The 13,436-nt window shown below is 61.3% G+C and carries 11 protein-coding genes and 1 tRNA gene; 4 read left to right on the forward strand and 8 right to left on the reverse strand.

Going from position 1 to position 13,436, the window contains the following annotated elements; all coding sequences use genetic code 11:
• The first annotated feature begins 91 nt into the window (after nt 1–91).
• A complete protein-coding gene (locus tag ACR3E6_RS01505) occupies nt 92–859 on the forward strand; it encodes an alpha/beta fold hydrolase (protein WP_171634209.1) in 768 nt (255 codons plus the stop codon).
• Between the two features lie 427 nt (nt 860–1,286).
• Here the strand turns inward: ACR3E6_RS01505 and ACR3E6_RS01510 are convergent.
• A tRNA-Trp gene (locus tag ACR3E6_RS01510) sits at nt 1,287–1,362 on the reverse strand.
• A 141-nt stretch (nt 1,363–1,503) separates the two neighbouring features.
• On the opposite strand from ACR3E6_RS01510, the gene ACR3E6_RS01515 reads away from it, so the two are divergent.
• Nucleotides 1,504–2,208, forward strand: a complete 705-nt coding sequence (locus tag ACR3E6_RS01515) for a lysophospholipid acyltransferase family protein (RefSeq protein WP_171634212.1) — start codon at nt 1,504–1,506, stop codon at nt 2,206–2,208.
• On the opposite strand, the gene ACR3E6_RS01520 is transcribed toward ACR3E6_RS01515, so the two are convergent.
• The 5 genes from ACR3E6_RS01520 to ACR3E6_RS01540 form a co-directional block, all read right to left on the reverse strand.
• A complete protein-coding gene (locus ACR3E6_RS01520; RefSeq protein WP_152458904.1) occupies nt 2,205–2,450 on the reverse strand; it encodes a MoaD/ThiS family protein in 246 nt (81 codons plus the stop codon). The two genes, ACR3E6_RS01515 and ACR3E6_RS01520, sit on opposite strands and share 4 nt — an antisense overlap.
• Nucleotides 2,443–4,698 carry a xanthine dehydrogenase family protein molybdopterin-binding subunit gene (locus ACR3E6_RS01525; RefSeq protein ID WP_480485485.1) on the reverse strand — a complete coding sequence of 752 codons (2,256 nt, stop codon included), beginning with the start codon at nt 4,696–4,698 and terminating at the stop codon, nt 2,443–2,445. The genes ACR3E6_RS01520 and ACR3E6_RS01525 overlap by 8 nt, the downstream gene beginning before the upstream one ends.
• A complete protein-coding gene (locus ACR3E6_RS01530; RefSeq protein WP_152458906.1) occupies nt 4,698–5,177 on the reverse strand; it encodes a (2Fe-2S)-binding protein in 480 nt (159 codons plus the stop codon). The genes ACR3E6_RS01525 and ACR3E6_RS01530 overlap by 1 nt, the downstream gene beginning before the upstream one ends.
• Complete coding sequence (locus tag ACR3E6_RS01535) at nt 5,174–6,040, reverse strand: FAD binding domain-containing protein (protein ID WP_480485487.1); 867 nt, start codon at nt 6,038–6,040, stop codon at nt 5,174–5,176. Before ACR3E6_RS01535 ends, ACR3E6_RS01530 begins: the two co-directional genes overlap by 4 nt.
• Before the next feature lie 125 nt (nt 6,041–6,165).
• The gene (locus ACR3E6_RS01540) at nt 6,166–9,378 is read right to left on the reverse strand and encodes a reductive dehalogenase (protein ID WP_480485489.1); all 3,213 of its coding nucleotides are present in this window, start codon (nt 9,376–9,378) and stop codon (nt 6,166–6,168) included.
• Nucleotides 9,379–9,453: 75 nt separating this feature from the next.
• On the opposite strand from ACR3E6_RS01540, the gene ACR3E6_RS01545 reads away from it, so the two are divergent.
• Complete coding sequence (locus tag ACR3E6_RS01545) at nt 9,454–10,356, forward strand: LysR family transcriptional regulator (protein WP_480485491.1); 903 nt, start codon at nt 9,454–9,456, stop codon at nt 10,354–10,356.
• Here ACR3E6_RS01545 and ACR3E6_RS01550 read toward each other — a convergent pair.
• Nucleotides 10,347–11,198: a LysR substrate-binding domain-containing protein gene (locus tag ACR3E6_RS01550; protein ID WP_171634228.1), complete on the reverse strand. Its 852-nt coding sequence runs from the start codon at nt 11,196–11,198 to the stop codon at nt 10,347–10,349. The two genes, ACR3E6_RS01545 and ACR3E6_RS01550, sit on opposite strands and share 10 nt — an antisense overlap.
• Before the next feature lie 103 nt (nt 11,199–11,301).
• On the opposite strand from ACR3E6_RS01550, the gene ACR3E6_RS01555 reads away from it, so the two are divergent.
• A complete protein-coding gene (locus ACR3E6_RS01555; protein WP_480485493.1) occupies nt 11,302–12,003 on the forward strand; it encodes an SDR family oxidoreductase in 702 nt (233 codons plus the stop codon).
• 2 nt (nt 12,004–12,005) lie between these two features.
• Here the strand turns inward: ACR3E6_RS01555 and ACR3E6_RS01560 are convergent, their stop codons facing one another.
• On the reverse strand, nt 12,006–13,277 hold the full coding sequence (locus ACR3E6_RS01560; protein ID WP_480485495.1) for an NAD(P)/FAD-dependent oxidoreductase: 1,272 nt from the start codon (nt 13,275–13,277) through the stop codon (nt 12,006–12,008).
• Between the last annotated feature and the right edge of the window lie 159 nt (nt 13,278–13,436).

Consider the following 13,436-nt stretch of genomic DNA (forward strand, 5'->3'; position numbering starts at 1 on the left):
AAAGACCAGGTATGTTCACATCACCCAGCAAAGCCCTGGTGGAAAAATTCGTAAGGGTAGTATTATCAAAAAAACCAAATGGCTGGATCTCGTGCGACAGGAGGGCGGGGATTCGGCCGTCCTGATCTATGTTCACGGGTTCAACACCAGCCAGAAGGACATGCTGGACCGGCTGGGGAAAATAGAAACCAATCTCAGGGGCAACGGGTATCAGGGCGCGGTCGTTGCCTTTGACTGGCCCAGCGACGGATCGGTGCACACCTACGACTCGGACCGCTCCGATGCCAAGGCGGTGGCGCCGCATCTGGTGGGGGACGGGATCTTGCCGCTGTTGGGGATGTCGCCACGCCCCAAGGTGCATCTGATCGCGCATTCCATGGGGGCGTTGGTGGTACTGCGCGCTTTCTCGGACTTCGGGGATTCGGCCGGGCCAGGCAACAAGATATGGTCGGCGGATCAGGTCATGTTTGCGTCAGCGGACATCGATTCAGAATGGCTGGAAAAGGGCGCATGGGGCGATCTGGTCCTGAAAAAACGGTGCAAGCGATTCACCAATTACTATAGCCGGAAAGACAAGGTGCTGGCCCTGGCCGGTGGGATTGTTCACGGCGGTCGGCGTCGCGCTGGTCGTGTCGGGATGCCGAAGCTGACCTCGAAAGGTCATTGGGATATTTTCTGTGACCACCAATATCAACGAGACGTCCCCAAAGGGCAGCGCAAGATGATGAAGTCGCATCGCTGGTGGTTCGACAGCGGCGGGTTTTATGAGGACCTCGCCCTGACGATCGACGGCCATCCGGCAAAAACGATGCCGACCCGGCACAAGACAAATATCGGGGATCTGGCGCTGCTGGCCTGACTGACCGGTCGCCCAACACCTTTCTATGGTGCAAAGCCCGATTTTGCAGGTTCTGCTCAAGTACCGTCTTTGGACGGATTCTCTGCACGTTCTGATATCGTCACTATGGGTTGCTGACCAGAAACGGAAAGGGCGCGCTCGACCACAAGCGCGCCCCAGTCACAAGGGAGAAACTGAAAACCTGCGTTCTGTGCAGAACCTGAACGCCAACTCTTTGACATTCTCAAACAACCAGACTTTCCAACATCCGTCAGTGACGCTGTTCACACTCTGGACCGGTATTTTTGGATGGCATATAGGGTTTGGCTACACTGCGGCTCACAAAGCCTGCATGCGTTCTAATTGCCGGTCCGCCCCGGCCATAGCCGAAAGCCGCGCGCGCTGGAAACGCGCCAGGCACGATTGCCGAATGGTGTTTTGATGAGGATGGCAGGGGCAGCAGGGTTCGAACCCGCGACCTACGGTTTTGGAGACCGTCGCTCTACCAACTGAGCTATACCCCTACGGTGAGCCCCAGATATGACAGCCGCGCGGCGGACTCAAGAGGCTTTTTCGAATTCCACGCCACTATCTGAGCCGACAAACAAGTTGCGCAAAATGTGCAGTGCGCTAAGACAAGGTCCGGTCAGCAAAAGGAACCCCGTGTGAACCTCCGCAAGAAGATCGCAGACAGCGAAGCCGTGCTGAACTGGGTGGCCCGCCGGATCGCCACTTACATTCGATTGGTCAACCGCAACACACGCTGGCAGCGCATCGGATACGAAGAACTGGATCAGCTGGCCGAACAAGGTGAACCGGTCATCGTTGTGCTGTGGCACCAACGGCTGGCGCAGTCGCCCTATTTCTTCCCGCTGGACAAGGGGCGCATCTGTTCGATCACCTCGTCTGCCCGGGCGGGCAGCATGGTGGGCCGGGTACAAAAGCTGTTTGGCATGGACACGATCGCCATGGCCAGCAAGACACGCCACGTTGCCTTGTCACGCCAGGTTCTGGGCAAGATGAAGCAGGGCATCTCTATTGGGATCGCGGCAGACGGACCGCGCGGGCCGGAACGGGTTCTGTCGACGGTTCCGTTGGTATGGGCGCGCACCTCGGGCAAGCGCGTATTCGGTATCACCTTTTCCGCGAAACATGGTCGCGAAGCGGGAACCTGGGATCACCTTCTGATGCCCCGCCCCTGGCGAAATGAAGGCGTGTTTCTGTGCCGGGAATGGACTGAAACAGTGCCCCGCAAGGCCAGCGAAGAGGAAATCGAGACCCTGCGCCTGAGCCTGGAGCAGCACATGAACGACATCACGGCAGAAGCTGACCGGATGGTCGGGCGCGAGCCCTGGTCACCTGACGCCTAACCGCCCCTGAGACGTTGCATCAGATAGACTTCACTGCCTTCGGGAATCGGCTCGGTAAGCCCGGTGGCTATGACGCGCCCGTCGATCGCGATGGAGACCCCTGCATCAATGGGGGCCTGCAACTGTGGGTGGGCACGGACCAAAGCCCGTAATAGCTCTCCGGTGGTTTTGGCCTCGACCTCAACCACTTGCTGGCCCCCGGTCAGTGACCGGAGGCCGGACCAAAGGTGGACCTCAACCATTTTCTTTCAGGGCCGCCAGAATGCGCGGCGGAGACATCGGCAGTTGCTTCATCCGAACACCCGCCGCATTGGACACCGCATTGGCAATGGCGGCCAGGGGCGGCACAATGCCCGTCTCGCCCACGCCGCGCACCCCGAACGGGTGGCCCGGGTTGGGCACTTCGACGATCACCGTGTCAATCATCGGCAGGTCACTGGCAACGGGAATCCGGTAGTCAAGAAAGATCGAGTTCTGCAACCGGCCATCTTCGCCATAGATGTATTCCTCGTTCAGTGCCCAGCCGATGCCCTGTGCGGCGCCACCCTGAAACTGCCCTTCCACATAGGTCGGGTGGATCGCCTTGCCGGCGTCCTGAATGACCGTGTACCGGGTGATCGATGTCTTGCCGGTTTCCGGGTCGACCTCGGCATCGACGATATGGGTGCCAAAGGATACGCCCGCGCCTTCGGGGGTTGCTTCGAAATGGCCCGAAATCGGGCCTCCGGTCGATCCCATATCCGCCGTGATGTCGGCCAAAGGCATCGCGTCGAAATCCCCCGCATTGGGCCCCGAGGGCACCGCGCAGCCGTCTTCCCATTTCACCGCATCGACCGGGATGCCCCACTTGGCCGCCGCACGTTCGCACAGTTTCTCGACCGCGTGTCTTGCGGCCTTGATCGTCGCGAGGCCCGACGCGTAGGTCACGCGCGAACCATGGCTCACGTCGTTGTAACCCAGCGTCGCCGTGTCGGCGATGGTCACGCGGATGTTTTCATACGGAATGCCCAGAACCTCGGCCGCCATCAAGGCCATGGATGCGCGCGACCCGCCGATGTCGGGTGTGCCGACCATCAACTGCGCCGAACCATCCTCGGACAGTGCCAATGAGACGCTGGTTTCGCCCCCGTGGTTGAACCAGAAACCGCAGGAAACCCCGCGCCCCTGCCCCGGCTTCAGCGGTGCCGCGTAATGGGGATGCGCTTTGGCAGCCTCAAGGGTTTCGACCAGACCGATGCGTTCGTAGGTCGGGCCATAGCTGGCCTTCGTGCCCTCATGCGCGGCATTTTTCAAACGCACATCAATAGGATCGAGGCCCAGCTTGTTGCAGAGCTCATCAAGGACGGATTCAACGGCGAAGGCGCCCATCGGAGCGCCCGGCGCGCGGTACGCGGCCTGTTTCGGACGGTTCGACATCACATCGTAACCGATCTGCTTGACGTTGGTCAGGTTGTAGGGCGCAAAGGCACACATGGCCGTCATATCGCCCGGGGCGCCGGGGAAGGCCCCGCCTTGCAGGCGGAAGACACCCTGCGCCGCCGTGATCGTGCCGTCTTTCTTCATGCCGATCTTCACGTCCATCGACGCCGAAGAGGTCGGCCCGGTGGCACGAAAAACTTCGGACCTGGTCATCACGATCTTGACCGGACGGTTGGCCTTGCGGCTGAGCGCCAGCGCGACGGGTTCGATGAACACCGTGGTCTTGCCGCCAAAACCGCCGCCGATTTCAGACGCCGTGACGCGCAGCTGAGAGGTTTCGATTCCCAGCAGCGCCGCACAGGTCTTTTGCGCGATCCAGTGACCTTGGGTTGTGCACCACAACTCGCCCTTGCCGTCATTGCCCAGCATGCCCAGGCAGGCATGCGGTTCGATATAGCCCTGATGGGTCGCCTCGGTGACAAAGCTGTCTTCGATAACCAGATCGGCCTCGGCAAAGCCCGCCTCGACGTCACCGTGACCGCTTTCGTGATAACGCACGACGTTCGGGTGCATCCCTTCTGGCACCGAATAATCCGCAGCACCTTCCCGGATCACCGGCGCATCCGGGGCCATCGCTTTGTCCACATCGGTGACGTGCGGCAGCACCTCGTATTCGACCTCGATCAGTTTCAGCGCATCACGTGCCGCCAAGGCAGATGTGGCCGCCACCGCAGCTACCGTGTGCCCGTCATAGAGCGCCTTTTCCCCCGCCATGACATTTTCCAGCACATTCCAGAATTCGCCTTCAAGCCCGGGCTTGAACGGGACATCGGCGAAATCGGCGCGGGTCACGACGGCTTTGACGTCCTTCGATGCCTCGGCTTTCGAGGTATCAATCCTGACGATCCGGGCATGGGCATGGGGTGAGCGCAGAATTGCGCCGTGCAACATGCCGGGGGCCGAGATATCCGCACCGAACTTGGCCCGGCCCGTCACCTTGTCCAGACCGTCAGGGCGATCGGGGCGGGTGCCAACGAAGGTGAAGTCAGTTTTGCGATCGTCCAGAGCCATTATGACGCCTCCCGCATCTCAGCCGCCGTGTCCATCACGGCGCGAATGATCTTGTCGTAACCGGTGCAGCGGCATAGGTTGCCCGCCAGCCAATAACGCGTTTCTTCCTCGGTCGGATTGGGGTTCTTCTCCAGCAGCGACTTCGCCGCCACCAGAATGCCCGGGGTGCAGATGCCGCATTGCAGCGCGGCGTATTCGATCATCTTCTTCTGCAACGGGTGCAGGATGTCACCATCCGCAATCCCTTCGACGGTTTCGATCTGCTTGCCTTCGGCCTCGACACCCAGCATCAGGCACGAGCACACCAGACGGCCATCGACGGTGACCGAACACGCGCCGCAATCACCGGTGCCGCAGCCCTCTTTGGCGCCGGTCAGGTTCAGTTTGTCGCGCAGACAGTCCAGCAGGGTTTCGCGCGGGTCGCACAGGTATTCGACTGCGTCCCCGTTCACGGTGGTGGATACGTGGAGCTTGCTCATGCGTTTTCTCCCTTCGCGCGGGCATAGGCGATCTTTGCGGCACGTTTGGCCAGAACGCCGGCGACTTCGGTACGGAATGCGATCGTACCTCGTTTGTCGTCGATCGGATTGCAGGCGGCGGACGCGGCCGCGGCCAGTGCGTCAAGGGCGGCATCGTCCAAAGTGCTGCCGATGATCGCGTTGGCACAGTCTTCAACCAACAGAACGGTCGGTGCCACGGCACCCAGCGACACGCGCGCCTCTGTGATGACTTCACCGTCCAGACGGAGGTTCACACCTACGCCCACCACCGCAATGTCCATTTCGGTACGGGGGATGAACCGCAGATAGGCGCCGCCCCCATTCTTGCCTCGGGCAGGGATGTTGACGGCCGAGATCAACTCGCCCTTCGCCAGCGAGGTCTTGCCGGGCCCGGTCGGGATGTCCTCGACCGCAACGTCACGCGTGCCATCGGGGCCGGTTACGGTGACGGTCACGCCTGCGGCCACCATGGCGGGCACGGAATCAGCCGCAGGTGAGCCATTGCACAGATTGCCCGTCAGCGTCGCGCGGCCCTGAACCTGAGTTGAACCGATCAGGTCCATCGCCTCGACCACACCGGGCCAGTCGCGGCCAAGCTCGGGGTGCTCGCTCATCTCGGCGCCGGTGACGGCCACGCCGATCGTCCAACTGCCGTCGGCATTGCGGGTGATGTCACGCACGCCGTCGATCTTCTTGATGTCGATCAGCGTATCGGGCGTCACCAGTTCCGAGCGCAGTTGCACAAGTACATCCGTACCGCCCGCCAGAAAACGTGTGATGCCCGTCGCGTTCGCGGCCAGAGCCGAAGCTTCGGCAAAGCTGGCAGGGCTGTGATAATCCATGAAGCTACCTCGTACCTGTTGGTCAGGAATATCTGGGTTCGCGGCGACGTTAATTCACCCCTCGTCCGGCGTCCATGGGCCGAGCGATCAAAATTCAACTTCCAAATGTCGCTTTTGGACAGGGTTCAGAGATCGATCTCGATCACCCCATCAGGTTCCGCCGCGCGGCTTTGGCACAGGATCATGGCGCCTTCGCGCTGTTTGCGGGACAAAACGAAATCCCGATGCTCGACCTCGCCCGAAATGACACCGCATTTACAGACGCCGCAGATGCCGTCTGCGCATTTCACATCCACATGAATACCGGCTTCGTTCAGAACTTGCGCCGCGTCCTTGTCTGCGGGCACGGGCAGTGTCCGGCCCGAACGCGCAAGCTTGAGCTCAAACGCGTGGTTTTCATATTCAGGCGTTTCAGGAACCGAGAAATATTCCAGGTGACGCGCCTCTTCAGGAAAGCCCTGCTGCTCGGCCGCCTGAACCACGCCGTCCATGTAACGATCCGGCCCGCAGGTATAGACATGCCATCCATCCCGGTAGCCGGACAGAATTACATTCAGGTCGGCGCGGGTGCCTTCATCCGAGAAATGGTAATGAACGCGATCCGCCCAGGGCATGGCGGCCAGATCATCCAGATACCCCGCCCCGCCCCGTGTGCTGGCCGAATAGTGTAATTCGAACTCGCGGCCCAGCGCATGCAGACGATGGGCAAATGCGATCATTGGGGTGATGCCGATGCCGCCACCCATGAGGAATGTTCTGGTGGCCCTTTCATCCAATTCAAAGTGGTTGATCGGATTGGACACGAAAACCTTTCGGCCCTCGGTGAAGATGCGATGCAACAGCGCGGACCCGCCGCGCCCGTCATCCTCGCGCAGCACTCCGATCTGATATTTCGTACGATCCGACGGGTCGCCGGACATGGAATATTGCCGCAGAAATTCAGGCGCGACCAGAACGTCCAGATGTGCGCCCGCTGTCCATCCCGGCAGGGGCGCACCGTCCAGCGATGCAAATTCGTATTTCGTGACATCCGCCGTCATCTTTTCAACCTTGGTCACGGCGACCCGCATCACGGGCGCATCACCGGCGATCTGATAGCGATGGATGATCGACATGTCCCCGCTTGCCTTGCGGGCCTTGTACTCGTCAGCCGTCACCATGGCCTCATAGGCTGCAATCCCGGCTTCTCGGTCCATTGCAAAGGGATAGGGCCATGGGTGCGGAGCCAGATAAGCGGGATAGACGGCCAGGGTCTGATCCTCGTATTTCAGGTCCAGATCCTTTTGCAGATCGCGCCGGTTCAACGGGTGCGTCGTAGGGCGATAGGCGCCGTCGGGCTGCAACTCGATATCCCACCACCATTTCTTGGTGTCGTTCAGCCCGCCATTGCCGACCGCATCGTCCAGCCTGGCCAGCGCGGGCGCGGCGGTGGGGATGTTCATCGCAGCCCAGCGGAACGGGCGTTCAGCGAAGAGGCCTTCGAGGTTCCACGGGCAGGTCTTCATGCAGCGCCCGCACATCGCGCCGCCCGGGGTCGTCACACGGTACGTGGCGCATTTCTGGCTGTCGGATTTCCAGATTTCGTAACCGTTGAACATCAGCTTCGGTCCGGCGGTGATCGCGCCCGAGGGACATTCGCGGGCGCATTTGTTGCAGGATTCGCAAAAGGTTTGCAGGCCGAAATCGATGGGTTTGTCATACGCCATCGGCATGTCGGTCGTCACCACGCCTGATTTCAGGCGCGGGCCCAGATAGGGGTTCAGGATAACTTCTCCGATCCGGCTGACCTCACCCAACCCCGAGAGCAGCAACAGCGGCGGTTGCAGCACCTCGCCATCCATAACCGTATGCGCCTTGGCCTTGTAGCCCAGGTTGCGGATCTGCTGGGCGATCACGCCGCCCAGCAGTGAAAAGCGCAGATAGGCGCGCATGGATTGGGCGACGCTGATCCAGTCGTCACCGCTGGCACCTTCCATCGTTTCATAGCCCTGATCGATGATCATGCTGATGGCCTGATCATGCGGCGGCACGATTTCTTCGCCCGTGGCGTCATGAGAATACCACGCCCATTCCGGGCAGCAGCTGAGGCCCACCGCATCGACCCCCAGGAAATAGGTCGCCGCCTTGATGTTCGCCGCATTGCGCTCGGCATCGGTGGATCCGGCGACCTCGGCGCTTTCACCATCCTGCAACAGAACGAATGCACCCAGCGCGCGACGCTGGGCAAAGCTGGGCGCGGCCTTGCGCACGTAGTACCCGCCTTTCGCGGCGTCCTGCAATGACTTGCCCATGTCGCCGAACTGGGCGCGGGCGAACATGTCGGCGCGCTTGGGAACGCGGGCCACATTCTCTTCGTCGATATAGGTTGTCGGAGCCTCGACCCGTTTGAGCTTTTCGAAGGGATGGGCCCCGTCCACATAGCGTCGTTTGGCATATGGGTCACGGTTGAGGGCGTTCTTGGCAAATCCCGTGCCCAGCCACCATGCCGGACCTTGGGTCCGAAACCACGGCTGTTGCGGCATGGGCCTCAGCGGCCGGTCATGCGCGATGGGCATCTCGGTCGTCACGGCAGCAAGGCCAAACCGGGTGCCCAGCCAAGGCGCAACCAGCTGGTCGCCCTCGACCGAGGCCAGACCGGCGGCCATGGCCAGCTTGCCCAGATCAACTTCGGACGACATCATGCTGTGCGCGCGGGCGTCAAAACCCAGCAGTCGGATATAGTTGGCGATGACCACCGCATTCTCGGTTGCCAGCAGGCAGGCACGATGATCCTGCGCGTCGATGATCCAGTCCGCACCGGGTTCGGAAGGGTCAGGGTCGCGGTTGTGTTCGTAAAGAAAGACGATGGCGTGACGGTGGTCGTCAATCGGCTTGGGCGCGGCCTCCATACTGTCTTTCAGATCGGCCATGATGAGATCGATCCCAGAGGCCAGCGTTTTGGTCTGGCGCGTGCGCAATGCGTGGGCAAGCCGGTCGATATCGGGGTTGCGGCGTGGTTCCTCCAGCAGTGCATCCGACGGCAACGGCCCACAGCCCATCATCGATGCGTCGTTGAAATACCCAAATGCCTTCAGATGGTTGGCGCGCTCCTGCGGATCTGAGGGGATCTCGGATGCAATCGGGTTCACCAACCCGTCGCGGATCGCGTCCAGCATCGCCTGAAACTCGCCCATGGCGTTGACGATGCTGTCGGACCGTTCCGGCCGGAGGAAACTCAGTTCGCCCATGGCGGGCACGCGCGACAAATCCGGCATGGTATCTTGTCGGGTCAAACGCTCCAACGGGTATCGCCCCATGTGAACGGGCCGGTTCTTGTCCGAGAAAAAGCGGATTCCCATTATGCGCCTCCTGTTGCCACTCATCCCCTACCCCGTCATGGACAGCGAAACCATTCATGCATAATCATAAGCGGTATGAAGAAAATCGATTTCACTGATCTCGACGGCAAGGTTCTGCGCACCTTTCTGACCATTCTCGAGGAAAGCTCGGTTTCGAAAGCTGCGGATCGGCTGGGCGTCACGCAATCGGCCATCAGCCACACGCTGGCCAAGCTCCGGCTGGTGCTGGGCGACCCGTTGTTTGTTCGGTCCGGTCAGGGCCTGACCCCGACCGAGCGCGCCTTGTCCCTGAAGGAGCCCGCACAAAAGGTGCTGGACGGAATGCGGGCGCTGACCGAAGGGCGGCCGTTCGACCCGCAGTCTGAACAGATCAGGATCCGCATCGCCACCAACGACATGCCACGCGAGTTGATCTTTCCGCAGCTGCTTCGAGAAACACGTGCCGAAGGCGCGGGTCTGCGGCTGGAATTCATTCCTTCAGGCGTGCCCGACCCCGAGCTGCTGCGCAGTGACAGATGCCAGTTGATGCTGACCCCGTTGCCGCCGGACGGGCCGGATATCTTTCAAAAACGCCTGATGACCAGCCCGCTGATGCTGTTCTATGACGCCACACAGCGCACGCCGCCGGACAGTTGGGACGCCTATTGCAACTGCGATCATGTCGAGGTTCGCTTTGCCGATGGCCGCAATGCCCGCGCCGTCATGCGTGGCGTCGATCAAAGCCAGATCAGGCCAGCAGTGGTGACCTTGCCGCATTTCAACGCCATCCCGGCCTTCATACTAAGCAGCGACCTGATCTCGACCGACACGGCGCTGATGAAACAGGGCCCGCTGGCCATGCTGGATTGCGCGCCACTGCCGTTCGAATGCGCCCCGGTGTCGATCTACATGGTCTGGCACCAAAGGTCGGCCAATGATCCGGCACATCGCTGGTTGCGGGCCCGGATCGAGGCGATCGCCGCGTCTCTTCAGACCTGAGACAACAGCCAGTCGCGCATGATCCTGACCAGTTGCGGCTGGCGCGGCTTGCGGGGCGCAACCACGTAGAACCCCAGATCTGCAACCAGGACATCCGCAAGCGGCTGAACAAGACGGCCCGAGGCCACCTCGGGCGCGACAAGAGGCGCATTGGCCAGTGCTATCCCCTGCCCCGAAACTGCGGCATCGATCGCAAGGCTGGTCTGGCTGAAGCTCATCATTCTGGGTTTTCCGCTTACCCCCACCCGTTCAAGGAACAAGGGCCACAATCCGTGGGTGTCGTTCAGCAGCACTTGCGTCAGCAGATCAGAAGAGGTGCTGATTCCGCCCGCAACAGAAGGGCTGCATACCGGGATGAATTCGGTCGAGAACAAAGGCACCGCCTCCAGTTCCGCCGCAAACGGCGCCCGACCCTGCCTGACTGCAAGATCGACGCCATCCGAACTGAAATCCGCCAGACGCTCGCGCGCATCCACCTGAACCGAGACGTCCGGATACAGGTCCGTGAAGCCCGACAAACGCGGCACCAACCATTTCGAGGCAAAGCTGGGCGTGACCGACAATGTGATCCGCCGGTCCGGAGACAAGTCGGCCACAGCCTCTTCGATCAACCTGAAAGCACGTCGCAGGGGCGCGTGAAACCGCCGCCCGGCATCCGTCAGGCGCAACCCGCGCGGCAGGCGGTCGAACAGAACCTCGTTCAATCGCGCCTCAAGCCCGCGCACCTGCTGCGCCACGGCGCCCTGCGTCACGCCCAGCTCTTCGGCGGCCAGTCGAAAGTTCAAGTGACGGGCAGAAGCCTCGAAAGCGCGCAAGGCGTTAAGGGGTGGAAGGGCGGTCATGCTGTTATCCTGTAGATTTTCTACAGAATAGAGGCAGCAGAACTGATTGGTCAAACCACTGTCCGACAGCCATCTTGGGATCAACTGAAAACGGAGATGTCAGATGGAAAAGGTAGCACTTATCACAGCGGGCGGCAGCGGCATGGGGGCGGATTCCGCCCGGAGGCTGGCGGCGGACGGGTTCAAGGTCGGCATTCTGTCCTCCTCGGGCAAAGGGGAAGCTTTGGCAAAAGAGCTGGGCGGTGTCGGTATTACCGGCTCGAACCGGTCCACCGAGGATTTGCAGAAACTTGTCGATGCCGCCATGGCCCATTGGGGGCGTGTTGACGTTCTGGTCAATTCTGCCGGTCACGGTCCCCGTGCCCCGATCCTTGAATTGACGGATGAGGATTGGCACACCGGCATGGATGTCTATTTCCTGAACGCGGTGCGCCCAACCCGGCTCGTGACCCCGATCATGCAGGCGCAGGGAGGAGGCTCGATCATCAACATCTCGACCTTTGCCGCCTTCGAGCCGGATCCGGTTTTCCCGACGTCGGGCGTGTTCCGCGCCGGGTTGGCCGCCTTCACCAAGCTGTACTCGGACAAATATGCCGCCGAGAATATCCGCATGAACAACATTCTTCCGGGCTTCATTGACAGCCTGCCCGAGAAAGAAGAATTCCGCAGCCGCATTCCGATGGGTCGTTATGGGCGCAGCTACGACGAGATCGCCTCGGTCGTCGCTCTGCTCGCCTCGGAGGGCGGCGGTTACATCACCGGACAGAATATCCGGGTGGACGGCGGTATCACCCGGTCTGTCTGAACTTAGAACCGCGCTTTTACAAGATGCGTCAGCGCCGCGCCGGATTCAAAAAATGCGCGGCGCACGCGCGTCCAGTTTTCGCGGTGTTCCGACACGGCGGGAACCGGCAGAAGCGAGGGATCATCGGCCAGAAGGCTTTCGGCCATCATGCGGCCGAACACCGTGCCCGGGCCGATGCCGCGACCGGAATACCCGTGTGCGGCCAAAGCGTTGGGGCCGATCTGCGTGATCTTTGGAATATGATCCGATGTCATTGCGATCCGCCCGTGCCACCCGTGTTCCAACGACTGGTTGGCCAATTGCGGATAGAGCTCGGCCAGCTTGCGCCGGACCCAACCGGAATGTGCAACCCGGCCGGCGTGTCCCAGATCCCCCATGCCGCCAATGATCATCCGCCCCGCCTGATCCAGCCGGAATGACGTCATGATCAGCCCGGTATCCCAGCACCCATCTTTCCGTGGCAGGATACTGGCGCGCAAATTGTCCGTCAGCGGGGCCGTGGCGTACTGGAAATAATAGACCGGCACATAGGCAGGCGCGGTATCCGGCAGCGCAAGATGATAGGCATTCGTCGCCTGAATGACCGATCTTGCCCGAACCGTCCCGCCCGGTGTCACCAGAACCCAGTGCCCGCCCTCATATGTCATGGTCTGCACGGGGCTTTGCGTATGTATCCGCGCCCCGGCCTGTGACGCCGCGCGTGCCAAACCCACCGCATAGGCCAAAGGTTGAATGGTTCCTGCCCGTGGATCGAACAAGGCACCGTGAAAGGCCTGGCTGCCGGTGCGTTCACCGGCCTGGTCCGCCGACAACAGCACAACCGGCGCTCCGGCTTCGCTCAACTGCGCATGACGCGTATGCAGGTCCTTCAAACCCGACGCGGAATGAGCGCAATGCAGGGTTCCGCTGCGCACGGGCTCACACGCAATGCCATATTCATCGATCAAGGCAAACACATCCGCCGGCGCCTTGGCCAGCAAGTCGATCAAACGGTTCCCCGGTTCAATACCGATATGCGCCCGGATGTCATCCGGCGGCAGCCACAGCCCCGCATTGACCAGACCGACATTGCGCCCCGAACCGCCAAACCCGATCTCCTGCGCCTCGAGCAGGCAGACCGACGCGCCGGCGCGGGCAGCGGTCAAAGCCGCTGAACAGCCGGTGTAGCCACCTCCGATGACAGCCAGATCAACCGCTGCGTCAGCGGTCAGGGGCGGTGCGGGGACTGTCTCGGTGCAGGTGGTCTGCCAAAGTGATTGTTCGGGATCGTTCACGTCGGGCCTCTGAGTCTTGTCGGCGGATCATCATACCGACACCCCCCCTTTGCAAGCGGCCTTTTGACCCGTGCTGCGACAACGAAACAGGCCCGGCAGGCCCGGGCTTTGCCCGGGCCTGCCGGGCCCAACCGGAGGAGTCATTCCGTCAGGAATGAA

It is taken from the genome of Ruegeria sp. AL3 (genome assembly GCF_056536065.1).

Bases quoted from the DNA above. Each gene is read 5' to 3' on its own strand.
- ACR3E6_RS01520 (WP_152458904.1), bottom strand. From the start codon at position 2,450: ATGGTTGAGGTCCACCTTTGGTCCGGCCTCCGGTCACTGACCGGGGGC.
- ACR3E6_RS01525 (WP_480485485.1), bottom strand. From the start codon at position 4,698: ATGGCTCTGGACGATCGCAAAACTGACTTCACCTTCGTTGGCACCCGC.
- ACR3E6_RS01530 (WP_152458906.1), bottom strand. From the start codon at position 5,177: ATGAGCAAGCTCCACGTATCCACCACCGTGAACGGGGACGCAGTCGAA.
- ACR3E6_RS01535 (WP_480485487.1), bottom strand. From the start codon at position 6,040: ATGGATTATCACAGCCCTGCCAGCTTTGCCGAAGCTTCGGCTCTGGCC.
- ACR3E6_RS01540 (WP_480485489.1), bottom strand. From the start codon at position 9,378: ATGGGAATCCGCTTTTTCTCGGACAAGAACCGGCCCGTTCACATGGGG.
- ACR3E6_RS01545 (WP_480485491.1), top strand. From the start codon at position 9,454: ATGAAGAAAATCGATTTCACTGATCTCGACGGCAAGGTTCTGCGCACC.
- ACR3E6_RS01550 (WP_171634228.1), bottom strand. From the start codon at position 11,198: ATGACCGCCCTTCCACCCCTTAACGCCTTGCGCGCTTTCGAGGCTTCT.
- ACR3E6_RS01555 (WP_480485493.1), top strand. From the start codon at position 11,302: ATGGAAAAGGTAGCACTTATCACAGCGGGCGGCAGCGGCATGGGGGCG.